30 protein-coding genes are annotated in these 26,581 nt (G+C 67.2%); 7 read left to right on the top strand and 23 right to left on the bottom strand.

What is annotated here, in order from left to right; all coding sequences use genetic code 11:
* Positions 1-33: 33 nt before the first annotated feature.
* The 4 genes from WBB07_RS19425 to WBB07_RS19440 form a co-directional block, all read right to left on the bottom strand.
* A complete protein-coding gene (locus WBB07_RS19425; RefSeq protein WP_526310024.1) occupies positions 34-765 on the bottom strand; it encodes an ABC transporter ATP-binding protein in 732 nt (243 codons plus the stop codon).
* 7 nt (positions 766-772) lie between these two features.
* Positions 773-1,339 carry an FtsX-like permease family protein gene (locus WBB07_RS19430; RefSeq protein WP_526310052.1) on the bottom strand — a complete coding sequence of 189 codons (567 nt, stop codon included), beginning with the start codon at positions 1,337-1,339 and terminating at the stop codon, positions 773-775.
* 17 nt (positions 1,340-1,356) lie between these two features.
* Positions 1,357-2,502: an ABC transporter permease gene (locus WBB07_RS19435; protein ID WP_526310053.1), complete on the bottom strand. Its 1,146-nt coding sequence runs from the start codon at positions 2,500-2,502 to the stop codon at positions 1,357-1,359.
* A gap of 318 nt (positions 2,503-2,820) precedes the next feature.
* Positions 2,821-4,230, bottom strand: coding sequence for an amidase (locus WBB07_RS19440; protein WP_526310025.1), 1,410 nt, complete (start codon positions 4,228-4,230; stop codon positions 2,821-2,823).
* Positions 4,231-4,287: 57 nt separating this feature from the next.
* Here WBB07_RS19440 and WBB07_RS19445 point away from each other — a divergent pair, with 57 nt between their 5' ends.
* The gene (locus WBB07_RS19445) at positions 4,288-5,013 is read left to right on the top strand and encodes a sensor domain-containing protein (RefSeq protein WP_526310026.1); all 726 of its coding nucleotides are present in this window, start codon (positions 4,288-4,290) and stop codon (positions 5,011-5,013) included.
* 102 nt (positions 5,014-5,115) lie between these two features.
* Here the strand turns inward: WBB07_RS19445 and tsf are convergent, their stop codons facing one another.
* Together tsf and rpsB are read right to left on the bottom strand one after the other, a co-directional pair.
* The gene (gene tsf, locus WBB07_RS19450; RefSeq protein ID WP_526310027.1) at positions 5,116-5,943 is read right to left on the bottom strand and encodes a translation elongation factor Ts; all 828 of its coding nucleotides are present in this window, start codon (positions 5,941-5,943) and stop codon (positions 5,116-5,118) included.
* Between the two features lie 32 nt (positions 5,944-5,975).
* Positions 5,976-6,803 carry a 30S ribosomal protein S2 gene (rpsB, locus tag WBB07_RS19455; protein ID WP_526310028.1) on the bottom strand — a complete coding sequence of 276 codons (828 nt, stop codon included), beginning with the start codon at positions 6,801-6,803 and terminating at the stop codon, positions 5,976-5,978.
* 286 nt (positions 6,804-7,089) lie between these two features.
* Between rpsB and WBB07_RS19460 the strand changes: the two genes are divergently transcribed.
* Entirely contained in the window at positions 7,090-7,590 is a 501-nt protein-coding gene (locus WBB07_RS19460; protein ID WP_526310029.1) for a M23 family metallopeptidase, read from the top strand.
* Between the two features lie 5 nt (positions 7,591-7,595).
* Here WBB07_RS19460 and WBB07_RS19465 read toward each other — a convergent pair whose 3' ends face one another.
* From WBB07_RS19465 to rplS, 10 genes are all read right to left on the bottom strand, one after another.
* Positions 7,596-8,390 (bottom strand): alpha/beta fold hydrolase, encoded by a 795-nt coding sequence (locus WBB07_RS19465; RefSeq protein ID WP_526310030.1) that lies wholly within the window; start codon positions 8,388-8,390, stop codon positions 7,596-7,598.
* Positions 8,391-8,492: 102 nt separating this feature from the next.
* Positions 8,493-9,416, bottom strand: coding sequence for a tyrosine recombinase XerC (locus WBB07_RS19470; protein ID WP_526310031.1), 924 nt, complete (start codon positions 9,414-9,416; stop codon positions 8,493-8,495).
* A gap of 129 nt (positions 9,417-9,545) precedes the next feature.
* Complete coding sequence (locus tag WBB07_RS19475; RefSeq protein ID WP_526310032.1) at positions 9,546-10,394, bottom strand: siderophore-interacting protein; 849 nt, start codon at positions 10,392-10,394, stop codon at positions 9,546-9,548.
* Positions 10,395-10,522: 128 nt separating this feature from the next.
* A complete protein-coding gene (gene dprA, locus WBB07_RS19480; protein WP_526310033.1) occupies positions 10,523-11,665 on the bottom strand; it encodes a DNA-processing protein DprA in 1,143 nt (380 codons plus the stop codon).
* A complete protein-coding gene (locus tag WBB07_RS19485; RefSeq protein WP_526310034.1) occupies positions 11,662-13,173 on the bottom strand; it encodes a YifB family Mg chelatase-like AAA ATPase in 1,512 nt (503 codons plus the stop codon). The genes dprA and WBB07_RS19485 overlap by 4 nt, the downstream gene beginning before the upstream one ends.
* The gene (locus WBB07_RS19490; protein ID WP_526310035.1) at positions 13,173-13,550 is read right to left on the bottom strand and encodes a YraN family protein; all 378 of its coding nucleotides are present in this window, start codon (positions 13,548-13,550) and stop codon (positions 13,173-13,175) included. Before WBB07_RS19490 ends, WBB07_RS19485 begins: the two co-directional genes overlap by 1 nt.
* Before the next feature lie 96 nt (positions 13,551-13,646).
* A complete protein-coding gene (locus WBB07_RS19495; RefSeq protein WP_019346355.1) occupies positions 13,647-13,952 on the bottom strand; it encodes a DUF2469 domain-containing protein in 306 nt (101 codons plus the stop codon).
* A 45-nt stretch (positions 13,953-13,997) separates the two neighbouring features.
* Complete coding sequence (locus tag WBB07_RS19500) at positions 13,998-14,714, bottom strand: ribonuclease HII (protein ID WP_526310036.1); 717 nt, start codon at positions 14,712-14,714, stop codon at positions 13,998-14,000.
* Positions 14,715-15,518 carry a signal peptidase I gene (gene lepB / locus WBB07_RS19505; RefSeq protein ID WP_526310054.1) on the bottom strand — a complete coding sequence of 268 codons (804 nt, stop codon included), beginning with the start codon at positions 15,516-15,518 and terminating at the stop codon, positions 14,715-14,717.
* A 130-nt stretch (positions 15,519-15,648) separates the two neighbouring features.
* Entirely contained in the window at positions 15,649-15,990 is a 342-nt protein-coding gene (gene rplS, locus WBB07_RS19510) for a 50S ribosomal protein L19 (RefSeq protein ID WP_526310037.1), read from the bottom strand.
* A 313-nt stretch (positions 15,991-16,303) separates the two neighbouring features.
* Here rplS and WBB07_RS19515 point away from each other — a divergent pair, with 313 nt between their 5' ends.
* Positions 16,304-17,242, top strand: a complete 939-nt coding sequence (locus WBB07_RS19515) for a serine hydrolase (RefSeq protein ID WP_526310038.1) — start codon at positions 16,304-16,306, stop codon at positions 17,240-17,242.
* A gap of 21 nt (positions 17,243-17,263) precedes the next feature.
* Here WBB07_RS19515 and WBB07_RS19520 read toward each other — a convergent pair whose 3' ends face one another.
* Together WBB07_RS19520 and WBB07_RS19525 are read right to left on the bottom strand one after the other, a co-directional pair.
* Positions 17,264-18,445, bottom strand: coding sequence for a saccharopine dehydrogenase family protein (locus WBB07_RS19520; protein ID WP_526310039.1), 1,182 nt, complete (start codon positions 18,443-18,445; stop codon positions 17,264-17,266).
* Positions 18,442-19,308: a PaaX family transcriptional regulator C-terminal domain-containing protein gene (locus tag WBB07_RS19525; protein ID WP_526310040.1), complete on the bottom strand. Its 867-nt coding sequence runs from the start codon at positions 19,306-19,308 to the stop codon at positions 18,442-18,444. Before WBB07_RS19525 ends, WBB07_RS19520 begins: the two co-directional genes overlap by 4 nt.
* Before the next feature lie 14 nt (positions 19,309-19,322).
* Here WBB07_RS19525 and WBB07_RS19530 point away from each other — a divergent pair, with 14 nt between their 5' ends.
* Positions 19,323-20,348 carry an alpha/beta hydrolase family protein gene (locus tag WBB07_RS19530; protein ID WP_526310041.1) on the top strand — a complete coding sequence of 342 codons (1,026 nt, stop codon included), beginning with the start codon at positions 19,323-19,325 and terminating at the stop codon, positions 20,346-20,348.
* Positions 20,349-20,350: 2 nt separating this feature from the next.
* Here the strand turns inward: WBB07_RS19530 and trmD are convergent, their stop codons facing one another.
* The 5 genes from trmD to WBB07_RS19555 form a co-directional block, all read right to left on the bottom strand.
* Positions 20,351-21,028, bottom strand: a complete 678-nt coding sequence (trmD, locus tag WBB07_RS19535) for a tRNA (guanosine(37)-N1)-methyltransferase TrmD (protein WP_526310042.1) — start codon at positions 21,026-21,028, stop codon at positions 20,351-20,353.
* A gap of 10 nt (positions 21,029-21,038) precedes the next feature.
* Positions 21,039-21,560 carry a ribosome maturation factor RimM gene (rimM, locus tag WBB07_RS19540; RefSeq protein WP_526310043.1) on the bottom strand — a complete coding sequence of 174 codons (522 nt, stop codon included), beginning with the start codon at positions 21,558-21,560 and terminating at the stop codon, positions 21,039-21,041.
* Positions 21,561-21,570: 10 nt separating this feature from the next.
* Positions 21,571-21,813, bottom strand: coding sequence for an RNA-binding protein (locus WBB07_RS19545; RefSeq protein ID WP_526310044.1), 243 nt, complete (start codon positions 21,811-21,813; stop codon positions 21,571-21,573).
* On the bottom strand, positions 21,810-22,262 hold the full coding sequence (gene rpsP / locus WBB07_RS19550) for a 30S ribosomal protein S16 (protein ID WP_526310045.1): 453 nt from the start codon (positions 22,260-22,262) through the stop codon (positions 21,810-21,812). Before rpsP ends, WBB07_RS19545 begins: the two co-directional genes overlap by 4 nt.
* A 158-nt stretch (positions 22,263-22,420) precedes the next feature.
* Entirely contained in the window at positions 22,421-22,855 is a 435-nt protein-coding gene (locus WBB07_RS19555; protein ID WP_526310055.1) for a nuclear transport factor 2 family protein, read from the bottom strand.
* Positions 22,856-22,968: 113 nt separating this feature from the next.
* Between WBB07_RS19555 and WBB07_RS19560 the strand changes: the two genes are divergently transcribed.
* The 3 genes from WBB07_RS19560 to WBB07_RS19570 all read left to right on the top strand — a co-directional run bounded on the left by WBB07_RS19560 (position 22,969) and on the right by WBB07_RS19570 (position 26,456).
* Positions 22,969-24,603: a diflavin oxidoreductase gene (locus WBB07_RS19560; RefSeq protein WP_526310046.1), complete on the top strand. Its 1,635-nt coding sequence runs from the start codon at positions 22,969-22,971 to the stop codon at positions 24,601-24,603.
* 40 nt (positions 24,604-24,643) lie between these two features.
* Positions 24,644-25,534, top strand: coding sequence for a D-alanyl-D-alanine carboxypeptidase family protein (locus WBB07_RS19565; protein ID WP_526310047.1), 891 nt, complete (start codon positions 24,644-24,646; stop codon positions 25,532-25,534).
* Positions 25,535-25,631: 97 nt separating this feature from the next.
* On the top strand, positions 25,632-26,456 hold the full coding sequence (locus WBB07_RS19570; RefSeq protein WP_526310056.1) for a D-alanyl-D-alanine carboxypeptidase family protein: 825 nt from the start codon (positions 25,632-25,634) through the stop codon (positions 26,454-26,456).
* Positions 26,457-26,581: the final 125 nt, after the last annotated feature.

The following is a 26,581-nucleotide window of genomic DNA, read 5'->3' on the forward strand; positions in this document are numbered from 1 at the left end:
CAGATCTCCGAAATATGAAGGGAAACCGCAGTTTCAGTTGATGATCTGTCCGTCTTTCATCCGGACGACACGGCTCGCTTCGTCGGCCACCGTGGAATCATGGGTGCTGGCGACCACGGTGACGCCCAGCGTTGAACACAGGTCACGCAGCATCCGCACCACCGTCTCTCCGGTCCGGTGGTCCAGATTGGCGGTGGGTTCGTCGGCGAGCACCAACGTCGGATTGCTGATCAGCGACCGGGCGATGGCGGTGCGCTGTTGTTCCCCGCCCGACATCTTGGTGGGCTGATGATTGACCCGGTGGCCCAAACCCACCAGTTCCAGCAGTTCAACCGCCCGCCTGCGCAGTGCGGCCCGATCATAGGGTTCGAACATCAGTGGTAGTTCGACGTTCTCGACGGCCGACAGGAACGGGATCAGGTTGTAGCTCTGGAAGATGAAGCCGATGGTGTCGTGCCGCAGCGCGGCGAATTGGCTTTCGGTGAGCTCCCCGGTGTCACGGCCGGCCAGCGTCACCGTCCCCTTGGTCGGCCGGTCCAGGCCGCCGATGATGTTCAGCAGTGTCGACTTGCCGCTGCCGCTCGGGCCCATCAGGCAGACGAACTCCCCTGGCGTCACCGTGAGTTCGGCGGCGACGAGGGCTTTGACCACTTCGTCGCCCAGTTTGTGGAGTTTCCAGACGTCGACGATCTCGATCACCGGCACCGTCCGGAGTTCGGTGTCGACGATGGTGGCGGGGTCGGCGGATTCGTCCAATGCGGTCATGAGTTGGTCAACCTCCTGCGGTCAACGATCTGATGGGGGGACGCGACGCCGCGTTCCAGGTGGGCACGAAGCTGGTGCCGACGGCGGCGACGACGCTGACAGCCACCGCGGTCGCCACTCCGATTGCCAAGCCGCCATAGGAGATACCGGTCTCGACCAGGCCAGTGGCCGCCAGTAGCACACCGCCGACGACCGCGAGCACAGCTCCCAGCAATGCACCCAGCACGGCCGCCACGACGGGCTCTACCAGCAGCGCGGCCACCACCGGGCCGCGTGGAATTCCGTTGGCACTCAGCACACCGAGTTCGCGGGTGCGATGCGCGATGGTCCGGGTGGTGGCGACCGCTACCTCGACGACTCCGACCAGGAGCACCGTGACCCCGATCAGGATGACCGCCCGGTTGATCTCGTCGGCGTGACCGAGCATCGCCGACTGCGCGGTGATACCCGCCGACATACCGAAGACCAGGACCACCAGAAACGCGCCGGTGGCGGTGGTGACGATGGGCAGCACCATCTCCCGAATTCGGCGCCGCGCCGACAGATACCCGTAGGACAGACCCCTACTCAGCATCGGCATCTTCCGTCTCATCAGCGGGCCTCCAGCAAGGCAACCGGGCGTTGTTGCAGCAGTCGGTGGACCGGAACCAAGGCTCCGACGATGGCCATCGCCGGCAGGAACGCGGCGACCATGGCCGAAGCCTGCGCCCAGGCGGTGACCGTTGCGATTCCTGGAATAACCAGTGCCACTGCAGCTCCCGCACCGGTGATGCCGATGATGTAGGCGACGACGAAGACCACACCGGACTCGACGAGAAAGAAGTAGAGCACCTCATCGGCCAGGCCGATACTGCTCATGATGCCGAACTCACGCGTGCGCTCAGCCACCGCCGCCAGGAACGACGACACCGCGATCACAAAACCGAGGCCGAGGCCGACGATCGAGATCAGCCCGAGTGTCGAGCCGGTGACCTTCCCGGAGAACAAGGCCGAGAATTTCTGCTCGAAAGTCAGCGGCCCTGTCCCGCCCACGGTGTCATAGATCAACCCTGAACCTGCCGGGTCGGGCTGCACCGAAGGGTCGGAGGTCGAGGGAAGGCCCACGTCAGCGCCGAACACCTGCCCCAGGTCACGACGGGTCTGTTCACCCGGCGGCGCGTGGACGGTCCACCAACCCGCATCTCCCACCAGCGACTCCGCGAGGTCGGTCGCCACGGTCAGTGACGGCCCCGTCCCGGAGATCTCAGCGGTCAGGAATCGGCCACCGAGGACAATGGGCTCCCCCGCCGCGACATCTAGGCGCTCGGCCAGCTCAGGGCTCAGAATGGCTTGGCCCGTGGGTATTTCATCCTCACCGTGCAGGGACAGCCGGATGCCGTTGACCTCGACGGCTCCGGTGGTGGTCCGAACGCCGCGCCAACCGTCCGGGATGGTGATCGTCGGCGCCGGCCCGCCGGCGACAAGCGCCTGGGCTTGTGGGTCATAGTGCACACCAGCGGCAGGCACCACCCAGAGCTGCGAGCCCTCGAGAACCTCCGATACCGAATCAGCGCCGGTGATCGCAAAACTCGCCGCGATGGTGCGCACCACCACGACGCAGGCGATGGCCAGCGCGATGCCCAGGACCGACAGCACAAAACGTTCGGGCCGTCGCCGGATGTTGGCGAATGCAAACCTGAGCAGGCACCGGAAAGTGTTGCCGGGCGCGGTGGCAATAGGCGGCCGGCGGGGTGACATCGCTGTGGGCGTGGGGGTCTCCACGCAAGAATGGTGAGATCGACCTGTTTCGAGGGCCGCCGCTTGGCAGTGTCGATCGCGTAAACACGCACGGGTCCGGGTTAAGTCGATGTGTCAGGGCAACAACGGATTCGGTTGTCCTCGAGGCAATCCACCACACAGCGATTTCACAGACTGGCCGACGCCGGAACGCTTACCGACCGAGCGAGTTCCTGGGCACAGTACCCTCAATAGCTCACGCGCAGTGTTTATTTCAGCTACGACACGTTGAGAACCGCAGGGGTGACGCCGGGCCAACAGACAGCGGCATCAGCGCGGTCACCTCAGCCGCGCAAACGGCTGCGCCGCCTCCAGTTCGAAGGCCAGTTCCAGCAAGGTGGCCTCGCGCCCCGGCGGAGCCGAGAACATCATGCCGACCGGCAGTCCCGATGCCGAAGTCGCCAGTGGCAACGAGATCGCCGGATCCCCGGTGACGTTCTGCAGGGGGGTGAACGCCACCCAGCCCTTGAGGCGCTCGATGATCTGCTCGTAATCGGCGGTGGGATCGAGGTATCCGATGCGTGGCGGCGCGTCCGTTACCGTCGGGGTGAGCAGGATGTCGTAATCGCGGGACAACGCGGCGGTGTGTCGGCGCGTTGTCGCCAGCCGGGCCAGCGCCGCCGGCAGGCGATGCAGATTGCGGGCGCAGTGCCGGTCGAGACCACGGGTGAGGTTGTCCAGCCGGTCTCGCTGGAACGACGCCCCGAATCTGGTGGTGCCGCTGCGCACCAGCGTCATGGCCAGCAGCGCCCAGTAGAGCACGAAGTCGTCCTCGAATGTCGACGGTATCGGCGGCGCCCCGTCCAGGTGCTCCACCCGGTGGCCGAGGCGCTCCAGCAGCGCCGCGGTCGCTACGGTGAGATCACGGACCTCCGGGCTGCAGTCCCGGCGGATCGAGGAGGTGAACACGGCGATGCGCAGCCGGGCCCGGCCCGGGGACCGCACGTCACCGATGGCGGGTAACCGCCGGCTTCGCCAGGTCCGTTCGATCTCGCGGTAGAACGCCGCGGTGTCGCGCACGCTGCGGGTCAGCACCCCGTTGGCCACGATCCTGATCGGCATCGCGCGCACATCCTTGTCCAGGGGAAGCCGGCCGCGCGTCGGCTTGAGGCCCACCAGCCCGGTGCAGGACGCTGGGATACGGATCGACCCGCCGCCGTCGTTGGCGTGTGCGATGGGCACAACACCCGCTGCGACAAACGCCCCGGCCCCCGCCGAGGACGCCCCCGCGGTGTGGTCGGGATGCCACGGATTGCGGACCGGCCCCAGCCGCGGGTGTTCGGCGGAGGCACTGAACCCGAACTCCGACATCTGGGTCTTGCCCAGCGGCAGCAGGCCGGTCGCCAGATAGTGGCGGGCAAAGTCGCCGTCGGCCGGTGCCGGCTTCGGCAACCAGGCGTCGGTGCCCTCCATGGTCGGCATGCCGGCGACGGCCACGTTGTCCTTGAGGAAGGTCGGAACGCCGTCGAAGAATCCTCCGTAGGGATGTGGTGCCGACGCGCGGGCGCGGGCCTGTTCGAGGGCTGGATGAGCCACACCGTTGAGCCTCGGATTCACCGCTTCCAGCCGGGCGATGGCGGCCTCGACGGCCTCGGCTCGGCTGATCGCTCCGGCGGCGATGGCGTGGACCACACCCACCCCGTCGAGGTCACCAAGCGCGTCGTCGGTGAAGGCAGAGACGGTTTCCATGGACCGAGACGCTAGCAAGACACATGTCTAATAAGAAATGTGCCGTACGGTGTCGTCGTGGGATTGGGTCTTCCGCGAGGCAACCGGCTCCGATGGCTGACGCCGGCACTGTGTGTTGCCACCCTGGCCGGCTGTAGCACCACCGTGCCGGGAGCTCCGGTCGCCGAAGGCCTCGAACATCCGCCCTACCGTGATCTCACGGTCAACGACCTGCCCCAGCTACTTCTCAAGCCCACCGAGTTCGACCGCATCCTCGGCACCTCACACATGGCGGTCAGCGACACCTCCGAACGCGCCGTCGACCTCGATCCCGGGCAAATCGTCACCGGCGATGCAGGCTGCCTCGGTGCGGCTTTCTCCGCCATGTCGAGCGTGTACCGCGGCACCGGTTACGTCACCGCACTCGGTCAACGGGTCACCGAGCCCAGTAACCGCGCCCGGCACATCGCCTTCCAGTTCGTCGCGCTGTATCCGGGTGCTCGCGGGGCCGAACGGTTCCGCCGCGAGTCGGAACAGACCTGGCGAGCCTGCGCGGGCAAACCGGTGAGCCTCAAGCAGTCCGATTCGGTGACCGATACCTGGACCATCGGTGACGCCGTCACCACTGCCGACGACATCGTGGCGGTGGTGAACATGCAGGAAGGCGGCGACGGCTGGGCCTGCTCGCGCGCACTCGGCGCCCGCGCCAACGTTGTGGTCGATGTTGCCGCCTGCGGTACGGGCGTCGATGTCCAGACCAGCGCGGCCATCGTCGGCGAGATCATCGACAGAGTGCCGGACTGAGCGGTCCCGCGGGGAAAAGAGAAACCCCGCGCCGACCGGGATCACCGGTGGAACGCGGGGTCTCTGCGTCTGAGCGGAGGGTGTGCCGCTCAAGTCATGACGTCAGGCCTGACCGACCTCGAACCGGACGAACCGGGTCACGGTCACACCGGCGTCGTCGAGCAGCGCCTTGACAGACTTCTTGCTGTCGGCCACCGCCGGCTGGTCCAGCAGCACAACGTCCTTGAAGAAGCCGGTGAGCCGACCCTCGACGATCTTGGGCAGCGCCTGCTCGGGCTTGCCTTCCGACTTGGCCGTCTCCTCGGCGATGCGGCGCTCGTTGGCCACGATGTCCTCGGGTACCTCGTCACGCGTCAGGTACTTGGCCTTGAGCGCGGCGATCTGCAGGGCCACGGCATGCGCCGCTTCCTTGCCCTTGTCGGCATCCGAGCTGGTGTACTCGACCAGCACACCGACCGCCGGCGGCAGGTCGGCGGCCCGCTTGTGCAGGTAGACCTCGACGGTGCCGTCGAAGTACGCCGCCCGGCGCAGTTCGAGCTTCTCGCCGATCTTGGCCGACAGGTCGGCGACGGCCTGCTCGACGGTGCTGTCCCCGAGCTTGGCAGCCTTGAGGGAGTCGACGTCGTTGGCCTGCGCCGCGACGGCGGCTTCGAGGACCTGGTCCGCCAGTGCCTGGAACTCGGCGTTCTTGGCCACGAAGTCGGTCTCGGAGTTCAGCTCGATCAGTGCGCCGCCCTTGGCAGCCACCAGACCTTCGGCGGTGGCACGCTCTGCGCGTTTGCCGACGTCCTTGGCTCCCTTGATGCGCAGCAGCTCGACGGCTTTGTCGAAGTCGCCCTCGGCTTCGACGAGTGCGTTCTTCGAGTCGAGCATTCCGGCACCGGTCAGCTCCCGGAGGCGCTTGACGTCGGCAGCGGTGTAGTTAGCCATGTGGTTCTCTCTCTGAGCGGATCCGGAATGGATCAGGAAGCGTCAGTGGAAGTTTCGACAGCAGCAGCGGGCTCGGCAGCACCGGCGGTAGCCGAAGCGAGCAGCTCCTGCTCCCACTCGGCCAACGGCTCACCAGCTGCAGCCTCGGGCTTGCCGTCACCGCTGGCGGCGCCGGAGCGGGCCTGCAGGCCTTCGGCAACCGCGGACGCGACAACCTTGGTCAGCAGCGCTGCGGACCGGATGGCGTCGTCGTTGGCCGGGATCGGGTAGTTCACCTGGTCGGGATCGCAGTTGGTGTCGAGAATGGCGATGACCGGGATGTTCAGCTTGATGGCCTCGCTGATGGCGAGGTGCTCTTTGTTGGTGTCGACGACCCAGATGGCCGACGGCACTTTCTGCATGTCCCGGATACCACCGAGGCTGCGCTCGAGCTTGTTCTTCTCGCGGGTCAGCATCAAGATTTCCTTCTTGGTGCGACCTTCGAAGCCACCGGTCTGCTCCATGCCCTCGAGCTCCTTCATCCGCTGAAGGCGCTTGTGCACGGTGGAGAAGTTGGTGAGCATGCCGCCCAGCCAGCGCTGGTTCACATACGGCATGCCGACGCGGGTGGCCTCGGCGGCGATGGATTCCTGCGCCTGCTTCTTGGTGCCGACAAACAGCACGGACCCACCGTGGGCGACGGTCTCCTTGACGAATTCGTACGCCTGATCGATGTAGGTCAGTGTCTGCTGCAGGTCGATGATGTAGATGCCGTTGCGGTCGGTGAAGATGAACCGCTTCATCTTGGGGTTCCAGCGACGGGTCTGGTGCCCGAAGTGCGCGCCGCTGTCAAGCAGCTGCTTCATTGTTACGACAGCCATGGTGAGGCCAGTCTTTCTGTTGTCGGTTGTCGTCCGGCATCGGGTGACGCCGAACCCTGGCGTCTGCTGATATGCCGGACCCGTGGTTACACGGGACCGCCCGACATACGGATGCAGCCTGAAACAACGGGCTGCGGCGCAGGCGCGCGAAGTCAACTCACTGATGTGAGCTGCGGGTCAGAGTTTACACCCTGCTAACAGGTGCTTTGTCCACACAGCGGGGCTGATCCCCAGGTCGGACACCGGCCCATTGCAGCGGGCACCGATTCCGCGCTGAACTGCGGTGATGCGCGCGATCCTGATCGTAGCAACGGTGTTCTCGACGACGCTGGTGGCGCCGGGCGCCGGAATCGCCGGTGCGACGAGCCGTCTGCACTGGCCATTGAGTCCCCAGCCTGCGGTGTTGCGTGTTTTCGACGCCCCGGCCCCGAACTGGCTGCGCGGGCACCGGGGTGTGGATCTGGCCGGGTCCGCCGGTCAGCCGGTCCATGCCGCCGCAGCCGCAACGGTGGTGTTCGCCGGGGTGCTGGCAGGGCGCCCGTTGGTGTCGCTCGAACATGACGGCGGGTTACGGACCACCTACGAACCGGTCCAGGCGGTGGTCCGGGTCGGCCAACGAGTCGAGAGCGCTGCCGCGATCGGCACGCTGGCGCCAGGACACGCCGGCTGCGGCGCGTCGGCCTGCCTGCACTGGGGGGCGATGTGGGGTCCCGCCTCGCGCGCCGAGTACGTCGACCCGCTGGGTCTGCTGGCCGAGACCCCGATCCGCCTCAAGCCGCTGTCGTGAACCGATCAGCTGATCCGGTCGAGGAACTCCAGCATCGCGGTCAACACCACATCCGGCTGGTCACGCTGTACCCAGTGCCCGGCGCCGGCGACGACCTTCAGTTGGGCGTCGGGAATCAGGGCGGCGGCGTCGATGGCCCGAGCCACCGGCACACCGGTGTCGCGGTCGCCGTGCACGACCAGGACCGGCTGGGTGAAATCGCGGAGCCGGCTTCGATAGTCGGTGGTCAACCGGTTCCACTGGATCTGCTCGCGCTGCCATTGCTCGAACTCGGCGAAGCCACGCCCGGAGCGGGCCGCGGCCCACACCTGGTTCATCAGTTCGGGGGTGCGTGCAGCCGGGTCTCGCACCAGTGCCTTCATGCTCCAGTCCAGACCGGACCGTGATGCGGCCAGGCCACGGATCAGCGCGCTGAGCAGCCCGGTCCGCAGCATCGCCCACGACATCACCTGGCGTGGCAGCGACAGCGGCCCGTCACTCAAGCGTGGCATCAGGCCGTAGCTACTCAGCAGCATCGCCCCGCACACGTCATCGGGCCGGCTCAGGGTGTGCCCGATCGCCATTCCCCCGCCCAGGGACAGGCCACCGATGACGTGCCGTCCGACCCGAAGGGCATCGACGAAGTCACCGACGTAGGTGACCAGGCCCTGTTGGGTGATGGGCCACGGCGCCGCCGGGCTCAGTCCGAATCCGGGATGGTCGGGCGCCAGGACTCGATGCCCGGCGGCCGCCAACCGTGGGCCGACATCACCCCACGACAATGCGGCGTTGTCCACCCCCGCACCGTGCAGCAGAACCACCGTTGAACCCGAAGTCGCTGCTACGCAATCCCATTCGAGGTAGGAGATCGGCCCACTGGACAGCACGATCGTCGATCTGGTCGCGGTGATGTCCTCACTCCTTCAGGCGCGTGGGTGGGCCTGGTCGTGCACGGCCCGCAGCCGCGCGACCGTGACGTGGGTATAGAGCTGCGTGGTGGCCAGGGTCGAATGCCCGAGGAGCTCCTGGACGATGCGCAGATCGGCTCCGCCTTCGAGGAGGTGGGTGGCCGCACTGTGCCGCAGTCCGTGCGGACCCATGTCCGGCGCGCCGTCCACGGCGGAGACCGTCTGGTGCACCACCGTGCGGGCCTGTCTGGCGTCGAGTCGGCCACCGCGGGCGCCGAGCAACAGTGCCGGTCCCGAGTTTCGGTTCAACAGCGCCGGCCGGCCGTCGGCCAGCCAGGCCCGCAGCGCGTCCTCGGCCGGTTCGCCGAACGGGGCGGTGCGCTGTTTGTTGCCCTTGCCGACCACCCGCAGCAGCCGGCGTGGCAGGTCCACATCGTCGATGTCGAGACCGCAGAGCTCGCTGACCCGGATACCGGTTGCGTAGAGCAGCTCGACGATCAACCGATCTCGCAGGGCCTGCGGATCCCCCTGCTGGGCACCGGACTTGGCCGCCGACATGGCGGCCAGGGCCTGGTCCTGCCGCAGCACCGACGGCAAAGTACGCCGCGCTTTTGGCATCTGCAGCCGAGTTGCCGGGTCGGTGTCGAGAAGTCCCCGGCGCACCGCCCACGCGGTGAACGTCTTGACCGCCGAGGTGCGCCGGGCCAGCGTGGTCCGGGCGGCGCCGGCGCCGGCCTGGGCGGACAGCCACGCCCGCAGCACCGGCAGTGTCAGCGAGCGCAATCCGGCCTTGGGGGCGCGTTCGGCAGCGAACTCGAACAGCGACCGCAGATCACCGAGGTAGGCGCGCTGCGTGTGCGGTGAGCGGCCCCGCTCCAGGGCGAGGTACTCGCCGAACTCCTCGAGTACCTCGGTGAAGTTGTGGTCTGCCCGCTGCACTCCCCTACCGTCTCAGATGCCGGCAGCCATACCGTTGAGCGCGGTCCGCGTGTCTGGCCGCCTCTTCATCAACTCGGGCTTCATCAACTCGAACATCACCGAATTGAGCATCTTCGACTCGAGCCTTCTTCAGCCGGCGCTTCCTTCAGCCTTGGCCAGCTCCTGCTTCCACTGCCGGAACGTCTCCTCGGTGCGGCCCCGGCGCCAGTACCCGGAGATCGACGCCCACTTGGCGTCCACCCCGCGCTCCTTGCGGATGTAGGCCCGGAGATTGTGCATGACGGCCTGCGCTTCTCCGTGGATGAACACCTGCGCCTGGCCCGGCAGCCACGGGGCGTTCTTGACGGCATCGATCAGCGGCGCCTGGTCACCGGCCAGGTCCTCGGGCACCAGATCGGCGCGGCCCCCGCGGTAGATCCAGTGCACCCGCACGCCCTCGGGCGCCTCCAACGCCAGCTCGTCGTCCGGACCCGCGACCTCGATGAACACCTGCCCCGTCGCGTCCGCGGGCAGCATGTCGAGCGCCGCGCTGATCGCGGGAATCGCCGACTCGTCGCCGGCCAGCAGGTGCCAGTCGGCGGCCGGGTCGGGTGCGTAGGCGCCGCCGGGTCCCAGTAGGTAGACCGCCTCGCCGGGTTGCGCCTTGTCTGCCCAGGCCCCGGCCAACCCGTGGTCACCGTGGGTGACGAAGTCGATGGCAAGCTCGCCTGCCTGCGGATCGGCAGAGCGCACCGTGTAGGTGCGCAGCGTCGGCTGATCCGTGGCCGGTAGGTGGGTGAAACTGTCCATGGTCAGCGGTCTCGGCAGCGACTCGACGTCGACCGCGGACGGAATGAAGACGATCTTCACATACGAATCACTGAAACTGCTCGGCGTGAAAGTGTCGAAACCATTGCCCCCCAAGACCACTCGAACCATGTGTGGTGCCAGTTGCTCGGTGCGCACTACCTCGAACGCGTGTAGTGGTCGGCCAGCCACAGTGCCTCCCATCGTCGTTTGCCTGTCCAACCGACTATACGAGCCGAGCACCGTAAAGCGGTTGGGTCCGTCCCGGCCTGTACTGCGGGTCACGTTCGGGGCGGCTCTCGGTCGGAGGCCACCTGGTGTCAGCGGGCACCACGCCGAAGCCGCCAGCGCCCGTCCCGGCGCTCGAGCAGCCCCTCGATCTCGAGCAACGCCAGCTGTCCGGCCACTTGCGGGCCCGGTACCCCCGCAGCCGTCGCAATCTCCTCGACGGTGCTCGAGCCGCGCCCCGGAACGGCCTCATACACCAGCTGCTGCAGTCTGCTGAGTCCGTCCAGGACCGTGGTGGGCCGCGGCGGGTCCTGCGCCAACTCCCCGATCCGACCCATCACCTCGACGATCTCCTGGGCGCGGGTGACCAGAACCGTGTCGCCGCGACGCAGCAGTTCGTGACAACCCGCCGACGCCGCCGAGGTCGCCGGGCCGGGAACCGCACACACACCGCGACCCATCGAGTGCGCCCAGGCTGCCGTGTTGGCCGCACCACTGCGCAGCCCGGCTTCCACGACGACGGTGGCGCCAGACAGCGCCGCCACCAACCGGTTTCGGGTCAAGAACCGATGCCGGGCCGGGCGTACCCCCGGCGGATATTCACTGACCAGCAGGCCGTCGGCCGCCATCCGATGCAGGAGCGCGGAGTGCGCCGCCGGATACGGCACGTCGATTCCCCCGGCCAGCACCGCAACGGTGGCACCGTCGCAGGCCAGCGCTGCCCGGTGGGCGGCCCCGTCGATTCCGAATGCCGCGCCGGAAACCACTGCGACATCACGTTCGACAAGCCCTGCCACCAGGTCGGTCGTCACCTGCTCGCCGTAGGCGGTACAGGCGCGGGTGCCGACGATCCCGGCCGCCCGCTGCGATACCGACGCCAGGTCCTCGGGTCCGATCGCCCACAGCACCAACGGCGGGTGGTCCTCCGGCTTGCGCCGTTGCGGCCTCGACCCTTCGAGCGCGAGCAGCGCCCACGCCGGCCACTCGTCGTCGTCGGGGGTGATCAGCCGGCCCCCACGGCGCGCCAGGGTTTCCAGATCCGCTGCCGCAGAGTCATTGTCACGGCGGGCATCGGTTCGGGTGCGCAGCTCCGGGCCCACTTCGCCGCGACGCACCTTCGCCGCCGCCTCCACCGGGCCACAAGCATTCACCAATGCCAGCAAGGGGGCGCAGGGTGGTTCGGCGACCCGGGACAGGTACGCCCAGGCCAACTGTCGGGCCCGGTCCGCGCTCACCACGTCACCCCCGGCTGTCGGAAACTCAGCGCCCGGCCCACGTCAGCAAGGTCCGGCAGGTCGCGACCACCCAGATCAGCCAGAGTCCATGCCACCCGCAGGCTGCGGTCGACGCCGCGAATGCTCAGCACCCCGCGGTCGAGGGCCGAGCGCAACGGTGCCATCGCCTCGGCGGACAGCCGATACCGGCGCCGAAGCAGTGCCCCGCTGACTTCGGCGTTTGTGCTGATACCGTGAGGTTTCCAGCGTTCCGCGGCGGCCGCTCGCGCCGCGGCAACACGCGCCCGAACCGCGGCGGTCGGTTCACTGTCCTCGCTGGTGAACGCGGTGGTACGCACCGGGTGCAATTCGACCCGCAGGTCCACCCGGTCCATCAACGGTCCCGACAGCTTGCCCAGATAGCGTCGTTTGACCGCCGCGGGGCACAGGCAGTCTCGTGGGTCCGGCGGAGCGCACGGACACGGATTGGCCGCCAGGACCAACTGGAACCGCGCGGGATACTGCGCCACCCCGTCGCGCCGGGCCAACCGAATCTCACCGTCTTCCAACGGCGTTCGCAGCGATTCCAGGGCGCTGACGCCGATCTCGGCGCATTCGTCGAGGAACAACACTCCGCGGTGCGCCCGGCTGATCGCCCCGGGCCGGGCCATCCCGGCCCCGCCCCCGACCAGAGAAGCCACACTCGAGGTGTGGTGCGGGGCCACGAACGGAGGACAAGTGATCAGCGGCGTGGACTCCGACAGCACCCCGGCAACCGAGTGAATGGCCGTCACCTCCAGCGCCTCGGATTCCGACAAGGGCGGCAACAGCCCCGGAAGGCGCTGTGCCAGCATGGTTTTGCCAGTGCCCGGCGGCCCGGTGAGCATCAGGTGATGCGCCCCCGCGGCGGCTACCTCCACCACAAAACGCGCCTCGGCCTGCCCCACCACGTCGGCCAGATCCACTGTCGACTCCGCCGGCGAAGCCGCCACCGCAACCCGCCCGGGCAGCTGCACTACCCCGTCCAGCCAGGAGCAGAACTGCGTGAGACTGCTGACCCCGTAGACCTCGATGCCGTCGACCAGGCTGGCCTCTGCCAGGTTGCCCGCCGGGACCACAGCGGTCTTCCACCCGTCACGCTGAGCCGCCAGCAGCGCCGGCAATACCCCACGAACCGGCCGGACCCGGCCGTCGAGGGCGAGTTCACCGAGAAGTACACACTTTTCGAGCCGAGGCCAGCACGTCGAGGGTTCCGCGGCCAGCACCGCCGCAGCCAAGGCGATGTCGTACACACTGCCCATCTTCGGCAACGTCGCCGGGGACAGCGCCAACGTCAACCGCGCCATCGGCCACTTGCCGCCGCTGTTGGTGATCGCCGAGCGCACCCGATCCCGCGACTCCTGTAGAGCCGCATCGGGCAAGCCGACCAGATGTACCCCCGGCAGCCCAGCGTTGATATCCGCCTCGATCTCCACGGTCTCACCGGCAAGCCCGCGCACCGCCACCGAGAACGCCCGCCCGAGCGCCATCACCCGACTCCCACCACATGAGTGAGCTCCGGCTGCGGTGACCGACCGACCCGCACCCCGATGACGTCGATGCGCACTCCGGCCCAGCGGCGGTCCTGATCGGCCAACCACAACGAGGCCAGCCGCCGCAGCCGCCGCACCTTGTCCCGGGTCACCGCCTCGGCGACCCCACCAAAACCGTCACCCGAACGCGTCTTGACCTCGACGAACACCACTGTCCGGGTGACCGGGTCCTCGGCGATGATGTCCAGTTCGCCGTACCGGCATCGCCAGTTGCGGTCCAGAATCCGCAATCCCGCCGCACCGAGGCGATCTGCGGCCAGCTGTTCCCCGAACGCGCCGAGCTGCGGTCGTGTCAGAAACTCCCGAGATGTCATGCCAGGAGCGTGCGGAAACCATCCGACAATCAGGCCCGCAGCGGCGGCCGAAAGCCCACCTTGTCCACAGTCAGGCCATCATCCACAGGGCCGGGCCTACTCCGGCAGGCGCAGCTCCGGCTTCTCGACCTCTTCGATGTTCACGTCCTTGAACGTGATGACGCGGACCTGCTTGACGAACCGGGCGGGCCGGTACATGTCCCACACCCACGCATCCGCCAGCCGCAGCTCGAAGTACACCTCGCCATCGGAGTTGCGCGGAATCAGCTCGACACTGTTGGCCAGGTAGAAGCGGCGTTCGGTCTCCACGACGTAGCTGAACTGACCGACGATGTCTTTGTATTCGCGGTACAGCGAGAGCTCCATCTCGGTCTCATACTTTTCGAGATCCTCAGCGCTCATCGGCCCAGCTGTCCTTCATGTCGGTAAGTCCCCTCATTACTTGTCCTACCCGAACTCACTGCGATCTTCCATCGCAGGATCGTCACCGTGGGCCAACTCTGCCACCTGGCCGCCGGCGACCCGCCGCACATTGATGAACGAGTAGCGGTGCTGCACGCACGGGCCCAACCGGGCCAATGCGGTGCTGTGGGCCAGGGTGCTGTAGCCCTTGTGATCGGCAAAACCGTACCCGGGATGCTCGCGGTCCATCGCCACCATCAGCCGGTCCCGACTCACCTTCGCCAGTACGCTGGCAGCGGCAATGCAGGCGGCGGCGGCATCCCCGGAGATCACCGGCAGTGACGGCATCGGAAGGCCCGGCACCCGGAATCCGTCGGTCAGCACATAGCCGGGCCGCATCGCCAGACCCGCGACCGCGCGGCGCATCCCCTCGATATTGGCGATGTGCACCCCGCGCCGATCCACTTCGGTCGACGGGATCAACACCACGTGGTAGGCCAGCGCATAGCGCCGGATCAACGGGAACAGCCGTTCCCGTTCGTTCTCGTTGAGCTTTTTGGAGTCGTCGAGACGCGCCAGGCTGGTCAGTTTGTTGGGCCCCAGCACACATGCCGCCACCACCAGCGGTCCGGCACAGGCTCCCCGGCCCACTTCGTCCACCCCGGCGACCGGCCCCAGTCCGCTGCGATACAGCGCGGACTCCAGGGTTCGCAGACCCGCCGATTTGCGGATCACCGTGCGTGGTGGCCAGACGGCAGGCACTCAGTCGTCCTGTTGGGAATTCGACGTCTGTTGTGGATTGAATGTTGTGACACCACCCCACCGAGCCGGCGGCCAGGCGATGAAACGTGCCTTGCCGATCACGTTCTCCACCGGGACGGTGCCGTTCACTGGGTCACCGGTGCAGATCAGGCCCTTCTGGGCATCCACCGGGGTATTGGTGCAGTGCGCCCGGGAATCCGCCGAATGGGTTCGATTGTCACCCATCACCCACAGACGATCGGGCGGCACAACCACCGGGCCGAACTCGTTGCCGAGGCAGGGATAGACCGCGGGGTCGGCCATCATCGTGTTCGGGTCCAGATACGGCTCGTCCAGCGGCTTGCCGTCCACGGTCAGACCGGTGTCGGCACGGCACTCGACCGTCTGTCCGCCGACCGCGATGATGCGTTTGACCAAGTCGTTCTGATCCGGTGGGACAAACCCGACAAACGACAAGGCGTCCTGAATGGTCCGCAGTACCGGGTTGTCCGAGCGGATCGACTGGTAGCCGACGCTCCACGACGGGGGCCCCTTGAACACCACAACATCACCGGGTTCGGGGTCGGTGAAGCGGTAGGTCATCTTGTCCACCATGATGCGATCGCCCACACACCCCGGACACCCGTGCAGCGTCGGCTCCATCGACTCCGACGGAATCAGGTACGGGCGCGCCACAAACGTCAGCATCACGTAATAGAGCACCAGTGCGATGGAGACGAGGATCGCGCCCTCGCGCAGCGCGGTCCGCTTCTTACTCGTGGGCTTCTCGCCGGCGGACTCGGCGTCCTCGGTGGTGCGATCCACCTCGTCCAGGGCCGGGTCGGTCTGTCCTACAGCCCGATCGGGATCGGCCGAGTCTTCGGTTGCGGTCACGGGATCAGAGTAGTCAGCGACACCCGAGTCGGGCGTCGCCGCCACCCGGAAGCACCTGAAGTCAGCGCTTTTCCTTGATCTTGGCCTTCTTGCCACGCAGGTCGCGCAGGTAGTACAGCTTGGCCCGGCGGACATCGCCGCGGGTCAGCAGTTCAACCTTGTCGATGTTGGGCGAGTGAACGGGGAAGGTGCGCTCGACACCGACGCCGTAGCTCTCCTTGCGAACGGTGAACGTCTCACGCACGCCGCCACCCTGGCGACGGATCACGACACCCTTGAAGACCTGGACGCGCTCTTTGGTGCCCTCGATGACCTTGACGTGCACATTCACAGTGTCGCCGGGGCCGAAGGCCGGGATGTCGTCGCGCAGCGACGCCTGGTCGACGAAGTCCAGCGTGTTCATCGGTGACTCTTCCTGGTCGCAGCTACGGACAACCACCTGCACACTTGGTGCGAGGCGGATGCCGAGCCGATGGGTCGGGCTCTCTGTCTGGTTGTCGCTGCAGGCGTGATTCAACCCGCGCGGACAACTTGTCGATTGTGCCAGACTCCGCGCACGCAGCGAAATCGAGCCGCTGCGGCGGGCCGGCCGGACCGATGCTGAGCCGACCTAATCAAGCAGCGACGGTGGCAACCCACTAAACTGCTGTGGCGGGTGGGCTTGTCTCACAGGCCCGGGGGCGCCCGCCTCCAGAGTCCTTCGAACGAGGAGCAGCATGCGTCGCCGGGCGTCGAATCTGGTGAAGGCGTCAATCGCCGCCACCAGCGCAGTTCTGATCGCCAGCTGTGCCGCTTGCGAGGCCCGGGTCTACGGCGCGCCCGGCGACACCGCGCCGGCCGAACCACAGCTGACCATGGTGGCTCCGGAGGCTCCGCCGGAGACTCCCGCCGCTCCCCCGGTCCGATCGACGCTCTCCTTCGACAGACTGCAGGCGCGGGCTGATCGCGCCGTCGCTGAAGCAGCCGACCAGGGTGCCGATATCGGGGTCATGATCCTCGATCGCGAGACCCGCGAGGAGGTGACCGCCGGCCGGACCTCGGGCTGGGCGACGGCCTCGGTGGTCAAACTGTTCATCGCCGACGATCTGTTGCTGCGCGAACCCGACCTGTCACCCGAGGACCGCAAGTCACTGGATGTGATGCTGCGGTCTTCCGACGACAGCGCCGCCGAGGTGTTCTGGAACCGCGGTGGGGGTAGCGCCATCGTCGATCGGGTCACCGACCGGTACGGCCTGACCTCGACATCGCCGCCGGGCAATGGCCGGTGGTTCAACACCATCACCTCGGCGCAGGACCTGGTGCGCTACTACGACATGCTGCTCTCGGGAACAGGCGGGCTGCCCACCGAACGCGCGAACATGATCGTGAGCGATCTCGCCAACTCGACCCCGACTGCACCCGACGGGACACAACCCGGCGGTATCTACCCCCAGCGCTTCGGCATCCCGGAGGGCCTGCCCGGTGAGCGAGTAGCCGTCAAGCAGGGCTGGATGTGCTGCATCGGGGCGGACTGGATGCATCTGTCCAGCGGCGTCGTCGGCCCGGACCGGCGGTACGTGGTGGTGGTCTACGCGTTGCAGCCGGTGGGCGCCGAAGCGGCCCGCGACACCATCACCGAGGCGGTCCGCTCGATGTTCCCGACGGGCCTGAACTAGCCGACCGACAGTCGTGCGGGGTCATTCGACCTCGACGGCCAGCGGCCGTGCCGGGTCGGCACCGACCTGACGGGCGAGATCCGCGAAGAACCTGCCGGGATCGATCACGCTCTCGGGTGCGTGTACACCGGGATTGGCGAGCAGCCCTTGACAGATCTGGATCGAGGTCAGCGCCAACGGGACTCCGGTGGCTCGGGCCATGTCGGTCATCAGCTCGTCAACCGCGCCGGCCGAATGCACCAGCACGGTGGTCGCAGCGCCCGCTCTTCTACCGGTCGCCGACACGAAGAAGGCCGGGAGGTTGCCGGGTCCGCGCCACGCCGGTGCTCGCAGCAGCGCCGCCGACACCGAGCGCCACCCCGGACGGACCAGGGCGGCAACGGACGACTCGAGGGTGTCGCGCCCGGCATCAATCCGCCGGCGCAGCCGGTCGAGGAATGCCGCCGTGCTGGCTTTGACCACCATCGCGCACGCGATGTCCGCCGAAGCGGCCAGGGTGCGCTGCAGTGTCACCGGCTCCGGATGCCCCACCGTGTACACCGTTCCCACGCGGCCACCGGGTAGCCGCATCCGGATCGGCCGCAGCGGGGCCTCGTACTCCAGGTGTCCGCCGCGCGCCACGGCGATGGTCCCGCTGCACTGCTGCATCCAGTGCAGGGCGGCCGCACTCGGCCTGCCGTTCGCCGCAAGGAGCACCGCCTCATCCGCGCTCGCACCGAGGTTGGCTGGATCCACCGGCCAGACCGTGTAGAGCTCGTCGATGGTGTCGAGTTCGGCCGCGGCACACTTGGCCATCAGGTTCGACACGCCCGGGCTGGCGCCAATTCCGATCACCGCGGTCACTCCGGCGGCCGCCGCCTCGTCATGGAGCGCGAGCATCTCCAGCGTCGGTTGCCAGTCGTCGCACACATCGACGTAGTGCGTTTGTGTGTCGATGGCGGCCTGCAGCACCCGGGACCCGAATCGCTGGAACGGCCCCACGGTGTTGAGCACCACGTCGGCGTCGGCCAATACGGCCCGCAGTGAAGATGTGTCGGTGGCATCGACGATGCGGCCGGTGATCCCGAGGGCACGGGCACACGCTTGCACCGCCCCGGCGTCGCGGTCCGCAACCACCACCTCATCGACGGATCCGGATCGTGTGAGCGTCGCCAGTGCGGCGGCACCGACGGCGCCCGCTCCGCCGATGGCCACCACCTTCACCGCAGTCCCCCGGTTGGCAGAACCTCCGAGAAGAACGTGAACAGTTGCGGCGCATCGGGATCGGCGGCAGCCCTCAACTGTGTCCAGATCTCGGCGAACACCCGACGCGCCGTGGTTCCTACCCACGGTTGTGGCAGCAGCTCGGCGGGCAACAGCGGATCGGGTTCGATGGCAAGGGTGAACGCGTGGGCCAGCTGCAGCGCCGAAGCGGTGTGATCGATGCGCGATTCGGATGCCGGCGCCGACGGTGCGCTCAGGTCGGCGGCCGTGTCGAGGAACCGTTGATAGGCCGCCGCGATATCCGGCAGGCACCACAGCCGGGCGGCGATCTGCGTGGGCTCGGTCAGTCCGCCCACGCGCAGGTCGGCGCAGCTGAGCATGGTCGTGTCCCCCAGCGCACCAAGCTTTTCGACCATGGCGTCGACATAGGGTTGCCAAGGATTCGGTGATACGTAGACCCCACCCTGCAGCGGGGCCCCACCGAGTCGCAGGATGCCGCTCCGCATGGCGTCCCGGGCTCGGCGGTTCGACTCCGCGATGTTGAACGCCATCACATGCCAGCGACCGTCCCACGGTGCCGATCCGGCGTCCTGCGCGTAGGCGTGACGAAGGAATTCCACATCGGGAAGCAGGGTGGCCTGCCAGTCCGCGGTCACCCGCAGCGAGGCCTGCTTGCCGCGTCCTGACTGTTCCAGCTGGCCGGCTGCCACTGCGCGCCGGATGCCCAGTCTCACCTGCTGGTCGGTCATCCCCAGACGACTGGCCACCTCGTACAGTCCGGCCACGTCGATGGTGGCGTCAGCCGTGACCAATGCCTCGAACAGCAATCGGGTCGGCACCGTGACCTCAAATCGTTCGTTCACGTTACGATCGTAGCGTGAATGAACGATTCAAGCGCTGCCTCATCGGCCTTCTGGCGGTGACGCTGTTGGTGGCCGGGACCGGCGGCTGGGTCGTGTACCAGAACCACTACACGCTGATCGAGCGGACCGTCACGATCGAGGGCGGCGCAAATCCACTGCATGCGGTTCTTGCATTACCCGAGCACAACGGCCCCTTCGGGCTGGTGGTGTTCATCCACGGCGACGGCCCCATCGATGCCACCCACGACACGTTCTATCGCCCGATCTGGGAATCGTTGGCGCGCGCCGGCTTCGCCTCACTGTCCTGGGACAAACCCGGGGTCGCCGGCGCGCCGGGCAATTGGCTCGACCAGAGCATGGACGACCGGGCAGCCGAGGCCGCGACCGCAATCGCCTGGGCCCGCCGCCAGCCCGAGATCGACAGCCGGCGCATCGGACTGTGGGGCGCCAGCCAGGCCGGCTGGGTGCTTCCGAAGATCGCCGACCACGATCCGCTCATCCGCTTCATCATCGCGGTCTCACCCGCGATCAACTGGCTGCGCCAAGGCGACTACAACAGCCGGGCGCAGCAGGCCGCCGACGGAACGCCCGAGGCCGAGATCGAGGCCCAGCGACGCCAATCCGAGCTGACGCTGCAATACCTACGCCGGGGTGCCGGCTTCGACGAGGCCAGCGCCGCCGGTGCCGCAACCGGATTCACCCGCGAGCGGTGGCGTTTTGTCAGTCTCAACTACCAGTCCGACGCCGGCGCCGACCTGCAGCGCGTGCACGTGCCGGTTCTGCTGTTACTCGGTGGCCAAGACCTCAACGTCGATGTCGCCGACACCGAGTCGGGCTACCGGGCCAACCTGCCTGACCCCGAACTGCTCGAGGTGCTCCATCTTCCCGGCGCAACACATTCGATGGTTCCTGCGGTACTCGAAGAGCACGAGGCGCTGCTCACCCTCGTCGCCATTGCCGCGCCGCGGCGGGTCTATGCCGCTGGGGTGCTCGACGCGATCCGGGAATTTGCCGCCGACGCCGCACCACCGGGCTCATGACGTCATTCGAGCAGATCGGGCCGACGCTCCCGGGTGCGCCCCTCGGCCGCTTCGCGGCGCCAGCGCACGATCCGGGCGTGGTCACCCGAGAGCAGCACCTCAGGCACTTCGAGATCGCGCCAGCTCGGCGGCCTGGTGTAGCTGGGCCCTTCGAGCAGGCCGTCGGAATGCGAATCGTCCTGGTGAGACTTGGGATTGCCGAGAACATCCGGTAGCAGCCGGATGACCGCCTCCAGCATCACCAGGGTCGCCACTTCCCCACCGTTGAGCACATAGTCACCGATGGACACTTCTTCGACCCGCATCCGGCGGGCCGCGTCGTCGGCGACGCGCTGGTCGATACCCTCGTAGCGGCCGCAGGCGAACACCAGGTGCGCTTCAGTACTCCAGCGTGCCGCGGTCTCCTGGGTGAACAACCGCCCTGCCGGCGTGGGCACCACCAGAAGTGTGTCTTCAGTGCAGATCTCATCGAGGGCGGCACCCCAAACAGGTGCCTTCATCACCATGCCGGGACCGCCCCCGTACGGCGAATCGTCCACGGAACGGTGCACATCGTGGGTCCACCGACGTAGGTCGTGGACGCCGACTTGGACCCGGCCGGATTCGATGGCCTTGCCCGGCAGCGCCTGCCGCAGCGGGTCCAGATAGTCCGGGAAGATGGTGACGACATCAATACGCATGGTGCGCAACCTATTCGAGGTCCAGAAGACCCTCGGGCGGATCGATCTCGATCACCCCGTCGGTCAAGGACACCGTCGGCACGAAGGCGGCGACAAACGGAACCAGGATCTCCCGGCCCTCCGGTGTCTTGATCGACAGCAATTCGCCCGCGGCGGTGTGCAGCACCTCGGTGACGGTGCCGATTCCGGTGCCGTCGACGGTGCGCACCGCCAGCCCCTCGAGTTGATGGTCGTAGAACTCATCGGGCTCGCTGATGGGCGGCAGATCCTCGGAGTCGACGAGGAACAGGGTGCCGCGCAGACCGTCGGCGGTGTCGCGGTCAGCGATACCCGCCAGGCGCACCAACAGCCGGCCGCCGTGTTCACGGACGCCCTCGATGGTGTGCTGGCTTTCACCGCCGCCGCGGGATGCCCTGCCGCGCAGCGTCTTACCGCGCACGAAGCGGTCGCCGGGGTCGTCGGTGCGCACCTCGACGACCACCTCACCGGTGACGCCGTGCGCCTTGACGATCCGACCGACGACCAGCTCCACGACTGTCGACCTACTGGTCGGTGTCCACCACGTCGACGCGGATCCCACGGCCACCGATACCGGCAACCAGGGTGCGCAACGCAGTAGCGGTACGACCGCCCCGACCGATGACCTTGCCGAGATCTTCGGGATGGACATGCACCTCGACGGTGCGGCCCCGACGGTTGGTCACCATGTCGACGCGGACGTCATCAGGGTTGTCGACGATACCGCGGACCAGATGTTCGACGGCGTCGACGACGGCTCCGCTCATTCGGCAGCCGTGTCGGTGGCCTCGGCGGGAGCCTCGGCGCTCTCCTCAGCCTTGGCGGTGGGCGCCTTGCGCTTCTTCAGCGTGACCGCGTCGCCGGTGGGGGCGCCGTCGGCCTGCGCCAGAGCCGCGTTGAACAGATCCAGCTTGCTGGGCTTGGGCTCCTTGACCTTCAGGGTGCCCTCGGCGCCCGGCAGGCCCTTGAACTTCTGCCAGTCACCGGTGATCTTCAGCAGAGCCAGGACGGGCTCGGTGGGCTGGGCACCTACGCCGAGCCAGTACTGCGCGCGCTCCGAGTCGATCTCGATCAGGCTCGGCTCTTCCTTCGGGTGGTAACGGCCGATGACCTCGATGGACCGGCCGTCGCGACGGGTGCGCGCATCGGCGACGGCGATGCGGTACTGGGGGTTGCGGATCTTGCCGAAGCGGGTCAGCTTGATTTTGACAGCCATGTTGAAACAGTTCTCCTGTTGATTGCCACGCTGCAATTCGGCGATCGGGGCACATCACCCGGATCCGGTTTTGCCTCACGTGTGTGACCGCCGCACAGCCGTGGTTGTGGGCAGACAGCCGCCTATTGTGCCAGAGCAGGTGCGCTGGGCAAAAACCGCTACACCAGCTTGTCGAAACACTTCGTCTCGACGCGACGCGTCATCCGCCAACCCTGCTCGGATCGGATGAACTCGTCGTCGTACCAGAGGCCGCAGAAGAGCACCTGCTTGTTCTGCGCCTCGGGATCTCCGATCACCATCGGGTTGAAGCAGATCACCCGCGAGGACGCGGTTTGGCGGTCGTCGGCAAAGGTGATCGACAGATTCCCCAGCATGTGCGAGTAGGCGGGGAAATTGGGCAGCACCTCCGCCAGCCAGGCTTTGACCTCGGGAAAGCGCCCGTCGATACCCCCCATCGCGCGGTAGTCGATGTACGCGTCGGCGGTGAACACCGCATCGAGATCGTCGAAGCGGCGGCTGTCGATGGCGGTCGAGTAGTCGACCAGTAACTGCTGGATCTCCAGCCGGTCCGAGATCTCCTCGAGTGTGAACATGGTCACGATTCAACACCGGGCGCACTCCCGACCGCCGTCGACCCACCCGCATCGCCACCATTCCAAGTAAGGTCGCCCTAACCAAGGTGACCCTAATGTGAATGGATTGACAGTTGGCTGACCGACCCGCTTTCGCCCTGACCGTCGGATACGGCACCGAGACCGGTAACGCAGAACTGCTCGCCGGCCAGTTCACCACGGCCGCCCGTGCCGTCGGCATCGACGTCACCGAGGTGGACCTCAACAACATCGGCGTTGCCGAACTCGCGGCCACGACCCATCTCGTGGTGATCACCGCCACCTCCGGTGAAGGCGAATTCCCGCACAACGCCTACGTGTTCGGAGAGCTGCTCGAAGCACTCGACCCGACCTCCGACCGCCTCGAACACCTCACCTTCGCGGTCCTCAGCCTGGGCGACAAGTACTACCCGCTGTTCGCCAATGCGGGTCGCCTGGCCGATGAACGCCTCGAACACCTCGGCGCCACCCGATTGGTACCCCGGGTCGACTGCGATATCGACTATGACGTCGCGGCGGCTGCCTGGACCGCCGACGTCATTGCCCGACTGGTCGACGCCCGCACCGCACGGGGCCAGGCAGTCCAGCCCGTCACCGCCGTCGACACCGATGCCGACCGCCGGCACGAGCACCCCGTCTGGAACAGATCCAACCCCTACACCGCAGCGCTGTCGGCCCGACGTCTGCTCACCGCCGCGGGGTCCGAGGACGAGGTGTGGCACTACGAGATCGATCTCACCGGCAGCGGCCTGACCTACCAGGCCGGCGACTCGATCGCGGTGCACCCCGTCAACGACCCCCAGCTGGTGGAAGCCGTGCTGGGTCATCTGCAGCGTGATGCCGACGAGTTCTGGCCGGGCCACCCGCAACCGCTGGGCACCATGCTGAGCCGGCACCTCGAGATCCGCACACCGTCCCGAGCGCTGCAAGCACTGGTGGCCAAACGCACCACCGACACCGCGGCCGCCGCCGCGCTGCTCAGCGACGACCACACCACGCTCGACACCTGGCTCTACGGACGCGACCTCCTGGACCTCCTCGCGCTGGCCGACCTGACCGCCGGCGAGATACTCGACACCTTGAGGCCGCTGCAGTACCGCGACTACTCGATCGCCTCGAGCCCGCTGGTCCATCCGGACCAGGTGCACCTGACCGTGGCCGCGGTGCGCTATCGCCGTGACGAACGCGAGCATGCCGGGGTTGCCTCGGCCCACCTGGCCGACCGCGCCACCGCCGTGCAGATCCACCTGCAACCCAACAGCGGCTTCCGGCTACCGGCGCCCGACGTGCCGATCATCATGATCGGGCCCGGCACCGGGATCGCACCGTTTCGTGCCTTTCTGCAGGAACGCCAGGCGACCCGGGCGACAGGCAAGTCCTGGCTGTTCTTCGGGCATCGGCACCGCGCAACCGATTATCTCTACGGCGAGGAGTTGGAGAACCACCACCGAAGCGGCGTCCTGACCCGGCTCGATCTGGCGTTCTCCCGTGAGCGCGCCGAGCGCGACTACGTCCAACACCACATGCTCGAGCACGCCGATGAGCTGTTCGGCTGGCTGCAGGACGGCGCTCATCTCTATGTGTGCGGTGACGAGTCGCGGATGGCCAGAGACGTTCACCTCGCGTTGCATCAGATCGTGGGAACCGCTGGTGGAATGGACGACGAGGCCGCGCACGATTACGTCAACGAACTGATCAAACATCACCGCTACGCCAGGGACGTCTACTGACAGCTGGCCCAGCGCGTGATGGGGGTTAGAGTGCTTCCCCATGCGCAAGCTGCTGGCGAGTGTGTCCATCACGGTGAGTCTGGCGTTGGTGCTGTTCCTGGTGGCCTTCGCGCCGTCCTCTGATGCCGAGCCCATCACCGCGCAGCCGGTGGGGTCGGTGCCGATTCCCGACGGCCCCGCGCAGGCCTGGATCGTCGCCGACATGGACACCGGACAGATCCTGGGCGGTCGCAACGAGAACACCACCCACGCCCCCGCCAGCACCATCAAAACCCTGCTCGCGCAGGTGATTCTCGACGAGGTGCCGTTGGACACCACGATCGTGGCCGACGAGGCCGACACTCGGGTCGAGTGCAACTGTGCGGGTGTGCTCCCCGGTCACAGCTACACCGCCCGCCAGCTACTCGATGGACTGCTGCTGGTGTCCGGCAACGACGCCGCCAACACCCTGGCCCGGATGCTCGGCGGCACGGACGCCGCGGTGGCCAAGATGAACGCCAAAGCGGTGAGCCTCGGCGCCCACGGAACCAGCGCCGGTTCCCCGTCGGGCATCGATGGGCCCGGCATCTCGATCTGGTCCACACCGCACGATTTGGCCGTCATCTTCCGCGCTGCGATGGCCAACCCGGTGTTCGCCCAGATCGTTGCGCAGCCGACGGCCGTGTTCCCCACCAAGACCGGGGACCGGGTGTTGGTCAACCAGAACGAACTACTGCATCGCTACCCGGGGACCTTGGGCGGCAAAACCGGCTTCACCGATCTGGCCCGCAAGACCTACGTCGCCGCCGCCGAACGCAACGGCCGCCGCCTGGTGATCGCGATGATGTACGGGCTGGTCGTCGAGGGCGGGCCCACCTACTGGGATCAGGCCGGCGCGCTGCTGGACTGGGGTTTCGGACTCAACCCCGGCGACAGCATCGGCGTGCTCTGACCTCGAAAGTTGCTGATTCGCAACCGTTTCGAGATCACTATCAGACGACACGCAGATACGCTCGGCCCTCGTGCCCCTCGGTCCGCTCGCAGTGATAATGAGCCTGATCACCCTCACTGCAGCCAGTTTGATCGGCGCCCGACCGGCCATCGCGGTTCCGGAGATCAACCCCGCCGGGGCCGTCACCGCCCCGCCGGACGGTCCGGCCCAGGCCTGGATCGTTGCCGACATGGACACCGGGGCCATCCTCGCCGGGAAGAACCCGACCGGCGTCTTTGCCCCCGCCAGCACCATCAAGGTGCTGCTGGCGATGACCGTACTGGACCATCTGAACCCCAACGCCGCCGTTCGGGCCGCCCCCGCGCACACCCAGGTCGAGTGTTCCTGTGCCGGATTGGTTCCCGGGCAGGTCTACACGGCCCAGCAGTTGGTGGCGGCGATACTCATGGTGTCCGGTAACGACGCCGCCAACCTGCTCGGCGACATGCTCGGCGGCTACCGGCCGGCGATCATCCGGATGAACGCCAAAGCCAAATCGATTGGTGCACAGAGTACCCGGGCGTTGTCGCCCTCCGGACTCGACGGTCCGGGTTGGGAATCATTGACCACTCCGCGCGATCTCGGCGTGATGATGCGGGCAGCATTGAGCTATCCGCTGATCGCTCAGATCATGCGCTCCCCCTCGGCGCAGTTCCCCAGCCGGGACGGGTACAAAACCCTCCACAACCAGAATCAGCTCCTGGAGCGCTATCCCGGAACCCTGGGCGGGAAGACCGGATTCACCAATATCGCCGGCAAGACCTTTGTCGGCGCCGCCCAACGAGGTGACCGCCGACTGGTGGTGGTGCAGATGAAGGGCAGCGGCGACCTCTACAACCAGGCGATGGGCCTACTGGACTGGGGTTTCAGCCAACCTCACTGAATGGGCCGGAGCTCCTTCGTTTGCCCGTCCACCCCCTCACTTCGCTGAGTGAGCTCCCGAGCAACCTCGGACTCCAACCTCACTGAATGGGCCGGAGCTCCTTCGTCTGCCCGTCCGCCCCCTCA

The organism is Mycobacterium sp. (genome assembly GCF_049647605.1).
Taxonomy (GTDB): domain Bacteria; phylum Actinomycetota; class Actinomycetes; order Mycobacteriales; family Mycobacteriaceae; genus Mycobacterium.